The 15,789-nt window shown below is 60.2% G+C and carries 14 protein-coding genes; 9 read left to right on the top strand and 5 right to left on the bottom strand.

The window, feature by feature from the left end; translation table 11 throughout:
• Positions 1-192: 192 nt before the first annotated feature.
• From ABIB06_RS10230 to poxB, 5 genes are all read right to left on the bottom strand, one after another.
• Entirely contained in the window at positions 193-1,566 is a 1,374-nt protein-coding gene (locus tag ABIB06_RS10230) for a sensor histidine kinase (protein WP_247446054.1), read from the bottom strand.
• Positions 1,553-2,230, bottom strand: coding sequence for a response regulator transcription factor (locus tag ABIB06_RS10225; protein ID WP_354049473.1), 678 nt, complete (start codon positions 2,228-2,230; stop codon positions 1,553-1,555). Before ABIB06_RS10225 ends, ABIB06_RS10230 begins: the two co-directional genes overlap by 14 nt.
• A gap of 177 nt (positions 2,231-2,407) precedes the next feature.
• On the bottom strand, positions 2,408-4,036 hold the full coding sequence (locus tag ABIB06_RS10220) for an NAD-dependent malic enzyme (RefSeq protein WP_354049472.1): 1,629 nt from the start codon (positions 4,034-4,036) through the stop codon (positions 2,408-2,410).
• A 65-nt stretch (positions 4,037-4,101) separates the two neighbouring features.
• The gene (locus ABIB06_RS10215; protein WP_354049471.1) at positions 4,102-4,710 is read right to left on the bottom strand and encodes an FUSC family protein; all 609 of its coding nucleotides are present in this window, start codon (positions 4,708-4,710) and stop codon (positions 4,102-4,104) included.
• A gap of 25 nt (positions 4,711-4,735) precedes the next feature.
• Positions 4,736-6,469 carry a ubiquinone-dependent pyruvate dehydrogenase gene (poxB, locus tag ABIB06_RS10210; protein WP_354049470.1) on the bottom strand — a complete coding sequence of 578 codons (1,734 nt, stop codon included), beginning with the start codon at positions 6,467-6,469 and terminating at the stop codon, positions 4,736-4,738.
• Positions 6,470-6,802: 333 nt separating this feature from the next.
• Here poxB and ABIB06_RS10205 point away from each other — a divergent pair, with 333 nt between their 5' ends.
• The 9 genes from ABIB06_RS10205 (at position 6,803) to citG (ending at position 15,722) form a co-directional block, all read left to right on the top strand.
• Entirely contained in the window at positions 6,803-7,291 is a 489-nt protein-coding gene (locus ABIB06_RS10205) for a DUF305 domain-containing protein (RefSeq protein WP_354049469.1), read from the top strand.
• Positions 7,292-8,562: 1,271 nt separating this feature from the next.
• Entirely contained in the window at positions 8,563-9,510 is a 948-nt protein-coding gene (locus ABIB06_RS10200) for an HpcH/HpaI aldolase/citrate lyase family protein (protein ID WP_354049468.1), read from the top strand.
• A gap of 34 nt (positions 9,511-9,544) precedes the next feature.
• Positions 9,545-10,492 (top strand): AEC family transporter, encoded by a 948-nt coding sequence (locus tag ABIB06_RS10195; RefSeq protein ID WP_354069056.1) that lies wholly within the window; start codon positions 9,545-9,547, stop codon positions 10,490-10,492.
• 14 nt (positions 10,493-10,506) lie between these two features.
• The gene (gene citC, locus ABIB06_RS10190; RefSeq protein WP_354049466.1) at positions 10,507-11,562 is read left to right on the top strand and encodes a [citrate (pro-3S)-lyase] ligase; all 1,056 of its coding nucleotides are present in this window, start codon (positions 10,507-10,509) and stop codon (positions 11,560-11,562) included.
• Positions 11,559-11,855, top strand: coding sequence for a citrate lyase acyl carrier protein (gene citD / locus ABIB06_RS10185; RefSeq protein WP_247446044.1), 297 nt, complete (start codon positions 11,559-11,561; stop codon positions 11,853-11,855). The genes citC and citD overlap by 4 nt, the downstream gene beginning before the upstream one ends.
• Positions 11,837-12,718, top strand: coding sequence for an aldolase/citrate lyase family protein (locus tag ABIB06_RS10180; RefSeq protein WP_354049465.1), 882 nt, complete (start codon positions 11,837-11,839; stop codon positions 12,716-12,718). Before citD ends, ABIB06_RS10180 begins: the two co-directional genes overlap by 19 nt.
• Before the next feature lie 82 nt (positions 12,719-12,800).
• Positions 12,801-14,270 (top strand): citrate lyase subunit alpha, encoded by a 1,470-nt coding sequence (citF, locus tag ABIB06_RS10175; protein ID WP_354125588.1) that lies wholly within the window; start codon positions 12,801-12,803, stop codon positions 14,268-14,270.
• 2 nt (positions 14,271-14,272) lie between these two features.
• Entirely contained in the window at positions 14,273-14,824 is a 552-nt protein-coding gene (citX, locus tag ABIB06_RS10170; RefSeq protein ID WP_354049463.1) for a citrate lyase holo-[acyl-carrier protein] synthase, read from the top strand.
• Entirely contained in the window at positions 14,796-15,722 is a 927-nt protein-coding gene (gene citG, locus ABIB06_RS10165) for a triphosphoribosyl-dephospho-CoA synthase CitG (protein ID WP_354049462.1), read from the top strand. The genes citX and citG overlap by 29 nt, the downstream gene beginning before the upstream one ends.
• Positions 15,723-15,789: the final 67 nt, after the last annotated feature.

Genomic DNA, 15,789 nt, shown 5'->3' with positions numbered 1-15,789 from the left:
TCAAACATACGAGGCCGGCGCTCCGAGGCCACTAAATTGGCCCGGCACGAGTCTAAATTTGAATTTAGGGAACCAGACGACGGTTAGGCAACAAGCCACCGTCGCTCAGCAACGAGAGCCAATGTCGTGCCGGAAAGCAGCGAGCATCGCCGGAATAGGAATGCCGGGCCGGTACCATTGCCGCGCAGTCGATCAGAACGCGATTTGCGCAATGCAGCCCGGGCCGCCGGGTGCCGGAGAGAGAGTGAAGCGAAAGCCGTGCAGCTTTACGATTGCGGTGACCAGGCTGAGACCCAATCCCAGTCCGGGCTCTCCGCGGCTCTTGTCTGACCGATAGAAACGCCGGGTGACGAGATCGCGTTCGCTTGCCGGAATTCCGCGCCCGGTATCGCTAACGCGTACGGTGCCGCCGTCCTCAGTCAGGCTCAGCTTAAGTTCGATCTGGCCGCACTCGGGGGTGAACTTCACGGCGTTATCGACCAGATTCGCCACCGCCTCGAACAGGAGGTCACGGTCTCCCCGCGTGACGATTTCCTCCTTGGCTTCCACCGTCAAAGCCACGCCCTTGTCTTTGGCGATTGGCTCATAAAGCTCGGCGACGTCGCGTACGAGCTCCGCCAGCTCGACATCGCGGAAGCCAACGAGCCGACGGCTGTGCTCGATCTCGGCGATACGGAGTAGCGCCGTAATCATTGTCAACGATTGGTCAAGGCCCATGATCGCCTGATCCACGGACGCCTGCAGTTGGTCGAATTTGGTCGCATTGTGCCGGCCACGCTCGAGCGTCATCCTGACGTTGGTTAGCGGAGTTCGTAAGTCGTGGGCAATATCGTCTCCGACGCCAGCCACGCTCCGGAGGAGAACTTCTATCTCGTCCAGCATTCCGTTGATGAGCGTTGCGAGTTCGTCGAAGGGGGCATTGGTGCCTTGCACCGGCAGGCGTTCGCGCAGTTCACCCGCGACGATCCGCTGAACCAGCTGGTTTACCTCGTCGATCCGTCGTTGTGTCCTGATGCTCAAATAGGCTCCGACGGCAAGCCCGAGGCACAGAGCCGGAATGATGCCCCACGCCAGGACTCGTTCCACCGAATTTCCCATCTGCGCCACCTCATCGACATTCCGCCCTACGACAAGGATTTGTCCGTCAGCAAGCCGGCGTGCTGTGGCACGAACGCTCTCCTTCTCCCGTCCGAGGGCATCAATTCGCACGATTGATGTTTCGCGCGGACGAGCGCCCAACTCAAGACCATGCGGCAGGCTCTCGATATTGCCCATGATCCGATTGCCATGCGGATCGAACAAGGCAACGAGCTTTACACGACGGGGATCCTGGTCGATATGCCACTGAAGCGCCTGCAGCCGCTGTTCCGATGGAAGAGCGGAGAAGGTGTCGGCGCGATCGGTAATCAGGCGGTCCACGCTGTCGATCACATAGGTCGAGTTCGGCCAATAGATAAAGCCGATCATCAATCCCACGCAGATTGCGAACGCGCCCGCTGCAACGACGATGCCGCGAAGGAGTGTCCAGCGAAACGTTCTCGTACGGGCAAACTCAGGAAGGCGCACGCAAGATAAATCCTTCTCCACGAATGTTTAGAAGCATCGGCGGCTCACCGGGCGCGTCAACCTTTCGACGCAGGCGTCCCATATGCACATCGACGAGATTGCTCTGTGGCACGAACTTGTAGTTCCAGACTTCCTCGAACAACATTGCTCGCGTGAGCAACTGGTCCTCCCGACGCATCATGTATTCGAGTAGACGAAACTCGCGCGGAAGCAACTCGAGGGTGCGCTTGTCGCGTTTGGCAGTCCGCTGAAGGAGGTCGAGTTCTAGGGGGCCCACGTGCAACACGGTTTCGCGGCTGTCACCGGGCCTGCGCAGCAGAGCTTCGATCCTTGCAATCAGCTCGACGATCGCGAACGGTTTCGTAAGATAATCGTCGCCGCCGGCCCGCAATCCGCGCACCCTGTCATCCACCGCGCCAAGAGCGCTCAACACCAGAACGGGAGTCTGAACCTGCTCCTGGCGGGCAACCTCAATGATGGTCAGACCATCAATGCCGGGCAAAAGCCGGTCTACGATCATCACGTCGGCCTCGCACGTGCGTGCCTTGTCGAGACCCTCGACCCCCGTGGCCGCCCAGTCAACGTCGAATCCGCGATTGACCAGCTCGGCCATGATCTGGCTGGCCGTCTCGTTATGATCCTCAATCAGCAGCACCTTCGGCATCGCAGGTTTCCTGGCGCTCTAAGCGTATTGCGTTGCCGTCGGGAGGCAGGAGCCATCCTGCCTGAGGCCTCTCGCAGGCATTCGCTACAAGACGAAGTACTTCTACCACATGGCAGGCCGCCATTAAATTACCGTTTAATCTGGGAATTTGGCTATAGCGTGCCGCAGCTCTTAACTTCAAGCCGCATAGACCGGCCGATAGACTTGCGAACGGACCAGCGCGCCGACGTCCTTGGGACGCTCTTTTCGCGTAAGATTGTTTTCGAAAATGTACTCGGCGATACGCGTCGCGACGTGAAGAGAGGCGGCGAAGATCTGGCCGCGCGGCGGATAGATCAGCCCGGTTGCAAGGTTCTCATCGGTCACTTGCTCTGCGACGGCCTTCGCTGCGACGATGAACATTTCATCGTTCACGCGGGTCGCTTCGGTTGCGAATATGGCCATGCCGACTGCAGGGAAGATGTAGACATTATTGCCTTGGCCCGGAACGAAGGTCTTTCCGTCAATGTCGACCGGCTGAAACGGGCTTCCGCTCGCGAAAATCGCTCGACCTTCGCTCCAGCGGTAAGCTTCCTCCGCCGTGCACTCCGAGCGCGAAGTCGGATTGGAATAAGGGAAGATGATCGGCCGTTCATTGATGGCGGCCATGGTTTCGATGACCTGCTGATTGAACAGTTTCGGCATAGTGCTGACGCCGATGATGCCAGTCGGCCGCGCCGCCTTCACCGCCTCGGCGAAGCCCGAGATCGGCGCATGATCCAAGGCGAACGGCTTCTGGAAATCAGCGAGATCGCTGCGTGCTGTGACCAAAAGACCGTTGACGTCGAACAGCCCATTGCGGGATCGGGCCTCGGCGATGGTCATGCCCTCACACACCATCGCCTGGCTGATCAGTTCGGCAATCCCCGTTGCCGCCGAGCCGGCGCCAAGAAATAGAAAGCGCTGTTCTCGAAGGGGCCGCCCGGATATGCGCAGTGCTGCGTAGATGCCGGCAAGGGCAACCGCTGCCGTGCCCTGGATGTCATCGTTGAAGGTACAAATTGAGTTGCGATAGCGAGTAAGTAGCGGGACTGCGTTGATGTTCGCGAAATCCTCCCATTGGATGCAGCACCTCGGATAGAGAGCCCGTACAGCCTCCACGAATTCATCGACGAAAGCTGTGTAGTCTTCGCCGCGTATACGGTGCTGACGCAGCCCAAGGTAAAGCGGGTCATCAAGCAAATCCTGGTTGTTGGTGCCGACGTCGAGCGTCACCGGGAGGCAATATTGCGGCGGGACGCCGGCGCAGGCGGTGTAAAGCGCGAGCTTGCCAACCGGGATGCCCATGCCGCCGACTCCGAGATCTCCGAGACCCAGGATGCGCTCGCCGTCGGTTACAACGATAAAGCGGACATCCTTCTCCGGCCAGTTGGCAAGCAGTCGCTTCAACCGACCCCGGGCGGTGATGGGGAGATAGACGCCTCTTGATGCCCTGAAGATGTGGTCGAACTTCTGGCAGGCCTCTCCGACCGTCGGCGTATAGACGACCGGCATGAAGCTTGCTGGATCCGACATCAGCACGGCATAGAACAATGTCTCGTTTCGAGACTGCAGGTCTGACAGCAGAAGGTATTTCTGCAGGTCGTCATCGAGGCTTGCGAGTTCGGAATGGATGCGCGCGACCTGCAGCTCAAGCGTGCTCGGCACCGGCGGCAGTAGTCCTTCCAGGCGATGCTCGTGCCGGTCGGCGAGTGTGAAGGCCGTACCCTTGTTCAAATGCGGGTTGCGAAGAAGTTCGTAACCGATATTGGCGACTTCGAAGGACATGATGCTAACCTTGGTTGAACTGTCTGAAGAAACGAAGCGGGGAGGCGAGGGCGAATGCGCAGAATTCAGGGATCCGATCCCTCGTCAGGCTCTGTTTCCGGCTTGCCGGGTGCGCGTGCGTTGGCAGCGGTTCCGATCCTCTCCTCGACGATGTGCGTCACGCCGCCGACCAGGGCGCCCAGCACCACTTCCGATGCCCTCATCACCGCAACAAGTGCCGGGGCGGGACCGGTGGCCGCTGCCACGAGGATGAGTGGGCAGGTCCACAGGCAGACCCGGATCAGCGGCCGACCCATTGCCGCGCTCGCGCACAGGGCCACGCCGATGCCGATCTGTAGCACCAGAGGAATTCCGATCCTGCGGCCGACCGAGTTGATCAGCAGCGCAACGGCAAGGCCGATGAACGTACCGACGAAGCGCCCATGGATCGAGTCAAGCGTTGCCGTCACGCTCTCCTGGGAGACGATCAGGGCCGAGATCGGTGCCCACACCGGATGTTGCAGCCCGACAAGCCTCGCCAATTCGTAGGCGAGTGAGGCGGCCGTCGCGCAGCGGATGACGAAGCGACTTCGGTCGGCCGCAAAAATGGCACCCTGCGTGAAGGCGCCGTCGCTGCTGAACCATCGGTCAAACACCCGTGTTCCCAAGGCGAGAAACCGTATCGAGACGGCCATAGCTGGTCTCCTCTTTTCGGCGCAATCATCGCCACAGGTTAGTACGCGCGAGCTCGACGACCTCATCCGTTCGGCCGCTGAGCACAGCCTTGACCATGTAGAGGGTGAACCCCTTCGCCATTTCGGCCGTGATCTTGGGTGGGATCGCCAATTCCTGGCGGTTCACCACGGCATCCACCAGGACCGGGCCGTTATGCGCAAGAGCAGCACGGAGGGCGGGCTCGACATCGGCAGGATCTTCGATCCGGAGGCCAACTATGCCCGCCGCTTTCGCCATCGCGGCGAAGTTGGGATTTTTCAGCTCCGTCCCAAAGTCGAGGATGCCGGTCGATTTCTGTTCAAGCTCAATGAAGCCGAGCGAGCCATTATTGAAGACGACGACCTTTACCGGCATGCCGAGCTGCGCCAGGGTCAGAAAGTCGCCCATCAGCATGGTGAAACCGCCGTCGCCCGACAGCGAAATAACCTGGCGTTTTGGAAATGCCGCCTGCGCGCCAATCGCCTGCGCCATCGCGTTGGCCATCGAGCCATGCCAGAACGATCCCAACAGGCGCCGCTTGCCGTTCATCGTGAGATAGCGCGCCGCCCAAACCGTCGGCAGGCCGACGTCGCAGGTGAAAATAGCATCCTCAGCGGCCAGATCGCTCAGCGCCTTCGCGATTTGCTGCGGATGCACCGGCGTGCGCCCGGGCGTGCCGGTCGCAAGCTCATCGAGCGAGGTGCGGCTTTTGGCATAATGCGTCAGCGACCGATCGAGATGACGGCGGTCCTCCTTGTCCTCAAGCAGCGGAAGCAGGGCGCGCAAAGTCGTGCCGACGTCGCCGACCAGACCGAGTTCGATCGGCGTGCGGCGGCCTAGATTCTCAGCGCGAATATCGATTTGGGCGATGCGCGCCCCTCCTTGCGGGTAAAACTGACGATAGGGGAAATCGGCGCCGAGCAGCAGCAGCGCATCGCAATCATTCATCGCGTAATAGCCCGAAGCGAAGCCGATCAGCCCGGTCATTCCGACGTCATAGGGATTGTTCCATTCGACGTGCTCCTTACCGCGCATGGTGTGTACCATCGGCGATTTCAGCCTCTCGCCGAGCGCGATCAGTTCGTCATGGGCTTTGGCGCAGCCCGAGCCGCAAAGCAGCGTGACGCGCTTTGCACCGTTTAGAAGGTCCGCCAGCGCCCGGATGTCATCGGGCCTGGGCACCACCGTGGGCTGCCGCGGCACGAGATCGAGCTGGGGGACTTTGGTCGTCTCTGCCGCAGGCTGAAGCGCGACGTCACCGGGGATCACGATGACGGAAACCCCGCGCTTGCCCAGGGCTTCACGGATCCCGATCTCTACAGCGCGCGGCATCTGGTTCGCATTGGAGACGAGCTCGCAGTAATGGCTGCATTCGCGAAATAGGTTCTCCGGATGGGTCTCCTGGAAATAGCCGAAACCGATTTCGGCCGAGGGAATATGAGCCGCGATCGCCAGCACCGGCACGCGCGAGCGGTGGCAGTCGAAGAGACCATTGATGAGATGCAGGTTGCCGGGTCCGCAGCTCCCGGCACAAACCGCGATACTTTCGGTAAGATGCGCCTCGGCACCGGCCGCAAAAGCGGCGACTTCCTCGTGGCGCACGTGCACCCATTCAATCTTGCCCTGGCGGCGGATTGCGTCGGTCAATCCGTTCAGGCTGTCGCCAACGATTCCGTAAATTCGTTTTACGCCTGACGCCGCCAGCGTCTCGGCGAATTGATCAGCGACGGTAGTCGGCATGGTCCGCTCCTTCAAGTGACGACATCACGTCGTCGTTTCTGAGCTTGGACCTAGGAATGGAGTGGGTACTTTCCCAATATATTATTTGTCAGAATTCAGGATGTTTTGGATAGGCCGCCATGCTTGGATCTAAGGCTAAGCAGCGCGCGGGCCAAAACGTACTCAGGAAAGCAATCTGGGTTCAGGACAAAGAGATATCTGCTCGCAAGATGGTTATTCAATCCTAACTTTATTTTTAGTTGAGAACGTCACCTAGCCCCACCAGTTCGAAGGAAATCGCCGCTTCGCTGCGGCAGCAATCCACCTGCGCAATCGATTCCGTTGGAGGTCAATATGGCTCTGTTGTCGCGCTCATTTGTTCGTACGCGAGTCATCTCGTTGGCGGCGGCGTTAACGGTATCGGCGACCTCGTTTGCCTTCGCACGGGATACAGCAAGTTCTCAACATGTCGACGCAGCAGCCTCCGACGTCAACGAACAACGGTTCATGTTCGAGAATGATCTGGCGATGAGCAACATTACCAGGGAGATGCTCGTCAAGCCGACGGGGGATATCGATCGAGATTTCGTGGTGATTATGATACCTCTCCATCAAGGTGCGATCGACATGGCGCGCGCCGAGCTCAAATACGGTCACAACGATGAGCTCAGGCGCCTTGCGGAGAACATCATCACGCAACAGCAGCATGAGATTGCGGTGATGCGTCATGCAGTCGGAGAAGCGCCGGCCACGCAGTCCGGCGAACCGCCGGCGCCGCAACCCAGCGCGGAGTCAGATTCGAAGCGCTCGTCGGCTGCGACAAATACAACGAAACTGAACTGACACTGCCAGAGGCGCCCGCCTCCAGATGTTTCCGATAGTGTTGATGGAGCAAATCGAATGCGATCCAGTCTCATCATCGTCGCGGGTCTCAGCGCGGCGTTGATCTGGAGCGGAGAAGCCGCGCTCGGTAGTCCTCCTGGAGATCGCGGGATCACCGCGTTTGGCAATGCCCCGATCGGCCACTTGCAACCTCATGCGCCGCAGTTTTCACCTGGTTCGTCCGCAGATGAGGCCGAGCAGACAAGTATTACGAGTTTCAATCCAAGCAACAGGGATTGGACAGAGAACTCGATAGAAGTCTCAATATCTTCCGTTGCTGACCTTGCCGGGTGCCGCGCCAAATCATCTCGTTGCTCAGGGCGCTCTTTAAGGACAGTTCGGCTGACGTGGTCGTCTCAAGCTGAGGTGAGCTTTGTGAATGGCAATTTAATGGGTCCGTGCCGCTGCCATCCTACATCCGGCTCGAAGCATCCGAAGAGTTCGGATGCGACCGAAAGCAAGAAGTTCGTGTCGCCCGACAATGCGCGCGTTGACCGGAGCGTGACTGAGCTTCGGGTGCTCTCCACGAACCCTCGCTTCGGTCGCGATCGGAGAACATCATCATGACCTTATTCAAAACTCTCACCGCAGCCGTCCTTTTGTTCGGGGCAGCAACACCTGTCTTCGCACAGGGCGGCAATTCAAGAGCCGGGCGCTTTCGCCTTCTACCATCCGAACGCCGACGTCCTGAACGGAGGCGCGCCCACCCCGGAAGCCGCCTTGGCGTCGCAGCCCCCAGCCGTTTGCGAAACCTATGCGGCGATGGGAAACGGTGAAGCCCCCGCGCAGCATCGTCGCACCCACCGCTGTGAGCGTCTCGGCACAATGAAAAGTGAGCGCCGGCGAACGTGCATCACCGAAAAAGATAAAGAAGATCTGTGTTTGAGTAACGGCGCTCGCGATGAATGGCGCGATGCCCGAAATAGGCTGCCGCGGCGCGCGGTTCTGGTGGGCGCGGGGCTTGTAAGTCGGCGGCAAGACGCCGGATTGGTGACTTGCGTGTCGGTCGCCCGTTCGCCTTTATCCCGCGAGACCGCAAACCGCCGTGGCGCAATATGCCGGCGTCTCCGAATGCATACTCGCGTGGTTCTCAGCCTTAAACGCAAATTTAGTCACCTGAGCAGCCATTTTAATCGTCCAAATCCGTGCGCAGCTTACCTTCATCCTATCGATCGCTGAGTGAACCGGGCCGCGCCCTCGAGCCTGCCCCAGCAGTCGGAAAAGGAGCCTATATGACAATCAACGTTGTTGTGCCAACCACGCAGAAATCCACCGCTTCGCTTCGCAGCCAGGTCCGGGCATGCCGCAGCTTCCTGCTCACGCCCGGCTCTCGGCCCGACTCCCTTCACGGCGCCCGCGCCGCCGGTGCCGACTCCATCATCGTGGATCTCGAGTCGACCGTCGCTCCCGACAACAAGCGGCAGGCGCGAGAGGCCGCATTTGCCTTTCTGGGTCAGCCAGCCGAAGCGGACTTCGTACGTATCCTGCGTATTAACAGCCCGCGCTCGGTGACCGGGCTTCATGACTTGCTTGCGCTAAAGGAAGCCAACGCCAGACCCGACGCGCTTATCATCCCGAAGTGCCAGTCCGCCGACGAGACCGGACTCGTGATCGACATCCTGGATGGTCCGCTGTCGAGCGTCGGCGTCATCCCGATGATCGAGCTAGCGCAGGCTGTATTCGTCGCCGATCGGATAGCGCAGGCGCACGACCGTGTCTGCGGGCTTTTTCTGGGCGGGGGTGACTTGGCGGCCGACCTTGGCGCGGAGGGTTCCTGGCAGAGTCTCCTGTTCGCGAGATCCGTGGTCGTCGCGGCCGCCGCTACGGCGGGCATCGCGGCCATCGACGTACCTTATTTCAAAGGGGATGCCGCCGGCTTGCGGCGAGAAGCGATGGCGAGCCGGAAGCTCGGCATGACAGGAAAGTCGGCTCTCCAGGCAGAACAGCTCGCCGCCATCAACACCATCTTTACGCCTTCAGCGGATGCCGTGACCCGCGCTCGCTCCGTCGCCGCCGCTCGGGCCGCAGCCGGCACGAGCACGCCCGTGATCGCCGGACATGTCGTCGAGCCGGCGATGGAGCGAGAGGCCGAGCGGGTGCTCGCGATCGCAAACAGGTTCGGCATCGGCGCGCAGGCATCCGAACGAGAACGATCACGCGAAGACGGCGCGATTGCGTGAGGGTCGGCGCTCAGTCCAATTATCGGAGCAGCGCATGCTAAACACCATCGCCGCCACCCTCGTACCCGTCGCTTTCGTCATCTATCTCGGCTACCGCGCCGGTCGACTGAAGTTCTTCGGGAGTACTGACCGGGCCTTGCTGACGCGGCTGGTTCTCGCTTGGCTGTTGCCGCCGTTGCTGCTCGCTGGGATTCTGCAAACGCCCCGAGCCGACCTGGTTGACTACCGAATACCGTTGCTGTTCGTCGTGGGACTCATGGTCCCATACCTCGTAGTGCTGCTCGGCTGCCGGTTCGTCTGGCGTTACGACCTGCGTACGTCGACATTGAAGGCGAGCCTGCTCGCTTTCCCCGATATGGTATTCATGGGCGTTCCGATCCTCGGGCAGTTGTTTGGCCCATCGAGCCTGTATCCGATCCTCATCGCAAACCTCGTTCCGTCGCTGATCATCCTTCCCCTCACAACGGTATTGCTCGAGCTTGGTTCGGACAACGGGAAGAGCCGCGGTCTGGCGGCATTCACGAAAACGCTCGTCAAGGCAATGCGTGAACCGCGTGTTTGGGTGCCTTTCCTTGGGATCGTGGCGGTCATTCTCGATTTTCACATGCCCAAGTTCGTCATCAGCTCGTTGCACCTCATTGGCAGTGCAACGACAGGAATTTCGCTCTTCGTGGCAGGCCTCATCATTGCTGAGGAGAAAGTTGAGCTCACGACGACGGTGGCAGTAGACGCTCTCATCAAGAACCTCGTGCACCCCGTCGCCATGCTCCTGACTGTCCTGGCGTTCGGGGTCACTGGCGTGGTCGCGCAGGAAGCAATTCTGCTTGCGGCTCTTCCCTCAGCCGTGATCACGACCATGTTTGCTGAAGAATACGGCCTTCTCCAATCCGAATCTTCCACCACGATCCTGGTGACGAGGGTGCTCGCCTTCGCAACCATCCCGATCATGATCGTGGCGACCCACCATCTGATGACCGCGTGAAAGAGGCTGCACCTATGAATATCGAAGCGGACTTCTGCACGGTAGACCCGACGGATGCGCCTCACGAGATGAAAGAGGTCCAAACGCTGCTTGCTGCAAACAATCTCGAACTGGATGGCCAGGTCGAGCTATTCGTCGTGTATCGACGAGAAGGACATGTTGTCGCCTGTGCCGGTCTGGACCACTATACGATCAAGTGTGTCGCCATCGCCCAACATTTTCGCGGGGAGTCACTCAGCCTGCGGCTCGGCAGTGCGGTTGTAAAACTGGCAGCTGAGCGAGGACAGTTTCATCTCTTCCTGTACTCTCCGCCTCACAATCTGCCGTTTTTTCGCGGTTGGGGCTTTTATCCGCTGGTCGAGGTGCCGCGGCTGGTCATCCTGATGGAGAACAGTCCAGTCGCGATTCAAAGATATTGCGACGGATTACGTGAGCGGCGTCGGCCGGGGCGCAGGATCGGCGCCATCGTCCTGAACGCCAACCCCTTTACGCTCGGCCATCGCTATTTGGTCGAGCAGGCCGCGCACGCGTGTGATTGGCTCCATGTGTTCGTGGTCGGAGAAGACGCGTCGCTATTGTCTTATGACGATCGCTTCGCGCTCGTGGCGGCAGGCGTAAGGCACATCGACAACCTGACGCTCCATCCCGGCTCCGACTACATCATCTCCCGCGCTACCTTCCCCGGCTATTTTCTGAAGGAAAAGGCGTTGATCGACAGCAGCTGGGCCGCGATCGACGTGCTCATGTTCCGTGAATATATCGCGCCGGCGCTGAACATCACGCACCGTTACGTGGGAACCGAGCCCTTCGATCCCGTTACCAGCAGCTACAACGCCGAGATGAAGCACTGGCTGCAGTATGCAGCCTCTGCGGCCCCGCCGATTGCGGTCGCCGAGCTGCCTAGGGCGTCCGTCCGCGGCGTGCCGATTTCTGCATCCCAGGTCAGAGGATTGCTGTCGCGGCGCGACTTCTCCCTCATCGAGGAACTCGTTCCCATGACGACCTTGCAGTTCTTGAAGCGAAAATATCCCGTCGAAAACATCACACAGTTGGAGGTCCAAGCGCGATGAAAGTCATCAAGGAAGCGATCGCCGGCACCCTGGAATCCAGCGACGTGCTGGTCAAGGTTGCACCAAGCGACAAGGAAACTCGCGAGGTTGTCCTCAAGAGCGAGGTGATGAAGCAGTTCGGCAAGCAGATCATGCTGGTCGTCATCGATACGCTCGACAGCCTTTCGGTGAGCGCCGGAGCGATATCCATCGAGGACAAGGGCGCGCTCGATTGCGTGATCCGTGCACGAGTTCAGGCGGCGGTATTGCGCGGCTGTGAGGCGCCAGAACTGGATTGGCGGAGGCTGTCATGAAACTACGGCGTAGCATGCTCTTCGTCCCCGGCGACAACGCGGCGATGCTGAGCACCTCTTTCGTATACAAGCCCGATTCGATCATGTTCGATCTGGAAGACGCCGTCTCGCCGCGAGAGAAGGACTCTGCGCGACTGTTGGTGTTTCAGGCGCTGCATCATCCGGCCTATCGCGACATTGAAACTGTCGTACGCGTCAATTCGCTTGGCACCGAGTTCGGCCTCAAGGATTTGGAGGCCGCGGTCAGGGGTGGCGCGGATGTGGTGCGCCTGCCCAAGACCGAGAATGCAAAGGAGATTCACGATCTTGAGGCTCACGTGGCGCAGATCGAGAGCACCTGTGGCCGCCCGGTCGGGGATACCAAGATCGTGGCAGCCATCGAGTCGGCCTCCGGCGTCGTCAACGCCGTATCGATTGCGACGGCTTCGCCGCGCATGATCGCAATCGCGCTTGCCGGATTTGATTACCTCGTCGACATGCACACGAAGCGCAGCAAGGGTTGGCAGCCTGAGCTGTTCTACGCCCGGGCTGCGGTGCTGCATGCCGCACGCGCGGCGCGGATCGACGCGTTTGATGTCGTGTACGGCAACGTGAACGATGACGCTGGCTTCTTGCGCGAAGTCAAGATCGCCAAACGGCTCGGGTTCAATGGGAAGTCCCTGATCCATCCGAAGCAGATCGAGCTTCTGCATCGAGCTTACGCGCCGACCGAGGAGGAAGTGAGTCATGCGAAGCGTGTCATTGCAGCGGCGGCGGAGGCGCGGCGCAAGGGGCTTGGAGTCGTGTCACTCGATGGGAAGATGGTCGACCCGCCTGTGATCGAAGAGGCTGAAATGGCGCTGCAACTTGCCGAGGCATCCTGACTAAAACCACAATAATACGAAGGACGATGTCATGAACACCGCATCAAAGAACCTGGCTACACAGGACGCCTCGCTCGCGAAATTGGCGCCGTTTGCAGGAGCGAACGCCCAGACTCCCTATCTCTCAGCCCTCGACACCAAGTTGCACCGCAAGCTCTGCGGCTCGCTCGAAGAATCCATCCAGCGATCTGGACTCAAGGACGGGATGACAATCTCGTTCCATCACGCCTTCAGGGAAGGCGACAAGGTGGTGAACAAGGTTGTCGAGACTCTGGCCCGGCTCGGCTTCAAGAACCTCACACTCGCCTCGAGCTCGCTTCTGAATTGCCACGACCCTCTGGTGGAGCACATCAAGAACGGCGTCATCACAGAAATCTATACGTCCGGGATGCGCGGCCGGCTTGCCGAAGCGGTTTCGAACGGGTTGATGCAGCGACCGGTGCAGATCCACTCGCATGGCGGCCGGGTTCACCTGCTGCAGACAGGAGAGCTGAAGATCGATGTCGCGTTCCTGGGCGTGGCCAGCTGTGATGAGTTCGGCAACGCCAACGGCTCGCACGGCAGTTTGAGCTGCGGTTCGCTCGGTTATGCGAAGGTCGATGCCGAATATGCTCGACAGGTGGTGCTGCTGACCCAGGAATTGGTCGAGTTTCCGAACCATCCGGCGAGCATTTCGCAGGATCGGGTCGATCTCATCGTCAAGGTCGATCAAGTCGGCGATCCCGCGCTGATCAGTGTCGGCGCGGCGCGCGTCACCAATAATCCGCGGGATCTGCTGATCGCACGCCACGCCGCGGACGTCATCGAGCACTCCGGTTACTTCACGGATGGCTTTTCCCTTCAGACGGGCTCTGGAGCATCATCCACCGCCGCCACCCGCTTTCTCGAAGAGCGCATGACAGGCAGGGACATCAAGGCCAGCTTTGCACTGGGCGGGATCACCGGAAGCATTGCCGAGTTGCACAAGAAGGGGCTGATCAAGGCGCTGGTCGATGTCCAGTCATTCGACGCCGATGCCGCGGAATCGCTGCGTAGCTCGAACGCGCATATCGAGATCTCGGCCAACGAATATGCCAATCCCACGTCGAAGGCAGCCTACGTCGACCGGGTCAATGTGGTTATTCTAAGTGCGCTGGAGATCGATGTCGACTTCAACGTCAACGTGATCACTGGCTCCGACGGCGTGATGCGCGGCGCATCCGGAGGACACTGCGACGTCGCGGCGGCGGCCGATTTGACCATCGTCGTTGCCCCACTCGTGCGCAGTCGTATCCCGACGGTGGTGCGCCGGGTCACCACGCTTCTGACACCAGGTGAATCGGTCGACGTCCTGGTGACCGATCATGGCATCGCAGTCAACCCCAAGCGTCCGGAAGTCGAGCAGCGGCTGCGTGACGCCCGCTTGCCCGTCATGAAAATCGAGGAGCTGCGCCAGAAAGCTGTGGCGCTAACGGGCGAGCCCGAGCCCCTCGAATTCACCGAGCGCGTTGTCGGTGTCATCCGCTATCGTGACGGTAGCGTGATCGATGTCGTGCGGCAGGTGAGGAACTGATCATGTGTGCGCTGGCCGAGACCGCCGTCGCGCGCGCCGTCAGCCTCGAACAGATGCTGGCGGCTCGAGAGCAGCGAGCCGCGCGTCAAGCCGCTGCCTTGGCGTGCTTTAGCAAACCGCTCGTATCCATGACTGTGGTGATGCCCGGCCCGGTGAAGGATGGCTGGTTGCCCCGACGGGTACTGAGCGAGGCGCTCAAGCAGTTGGAGGCCATCTCAGATAAGCGCGGGTGGCACGTATTGTCGCGCGAGGTCTTGTGGCGGGAGACCGGTCCCGAAGCGCTCTACGTCATTGATGCGGAAGCGCGGATCGTCAAGTCGGTCACCGCCGCTCTGGAAGACTGTCACCCGATCGGGCGTCTTTGGGATCTCGACGTTATCGCGCCTGGAAGTGGCCCGCTGTCCCGTCGGGAGCTGAGCTTTTCGCCGCGCCGCTGCCTGTTATGCGAGCAGCCTGCCCATGCCTGCGGCCGCTCGCGCTTGCATCCGCTCGAAGAACTACTGAGCACGATAGCCAGGATCGTTCATGACTATGATCTGCGCTCAGTCAATTAGTCCGCTGACATCATCGGCGGGGTACGAGCCTCTGGAGAGGACTGCCAGCGCGCTCGCCGCGTATGCGGATCGGGCATTGCTCACAGAGTTGATGCTCACGCCCAAACCCGGATTGGTCGATCGACGAAATTGCGGCGCTCACCATGACATGGACATGCACACGTTCCTGGCCAGCGCGCGCGCCATTGCACCTTGGTGGCCGCGTTTTGTGGAGATCGGTAATTCTTGTGCCTATATCGCCGCGAGTGCATCGCTCTCGCTGGTACGTCCGGTCGGCGTGCTCTGCGAACAAGCGATGCTGCGGGCGACCGACGGCGTTAACACGCACAAGGGCGGCATCTTTTCGCTTGGCTTGCTCTGTTTCGGGGCTGGTCGTCTTTTAGGGCGTGGGATCTCCATAACGCGCGAGCGTCTGTGCGATGAGGTTGCCAGCATCTGCGTCGGGCTAGTGGATCGCGAGCTGAAGGCCAGGGGAGAGGCGCGTACGGCGGGCGAACGCGTCTTCCGGCGCTATGGGGTCGTCGGCGCAAGGGGCGAGGCCGCTTCGGGATATGCGACGGTGCGCGAGGCCGCGCTACCGGTCTACGACCAATTGCGGTCGAGCGGTATCAACGAGGAGCTGATGCTCCTGCAAGCGCTATTGAATCTGCTCGCCGTCAATAATGACACCAATCTTCTGTCACGCGGCGGTGGCGCCGGCCGGGACTATGTCCGCGCCTACGCCAGAAGGCTCCTCGAGGAGGGTGGCGTTCTGGCGCCGGACGGATTGCGCAAGATGGCCGCGTTTGATGATGCGCTGATCGCGCGCCACTTAAGTCCGGGAGGGACAGCAGATTTGATAGGGATCACCTGGTTCTTGGCGCGGTTTCCCATCCAAGAAGCGCTGGAAGCACAATGATACAGAACGAAACAGAAGCCACGTCAAATCACATCGGACAATTTTTTTGATGACACGGAGGACGGAA

Source organism: Bradyrhizobium sp. LB8.2, from assembly GCF_040548035.1.
Taxonomy (GTDB): Bacteria; Pseudomonadota; Alphaproteobacteria; order Rhizobiales; family Xanthobacteraceae; genus Bradyrhizobium.
Note: the sequence above shows the minus strand (reverse complement) of the source record. Positions and strands in the feature narration are given on the sequence as shown.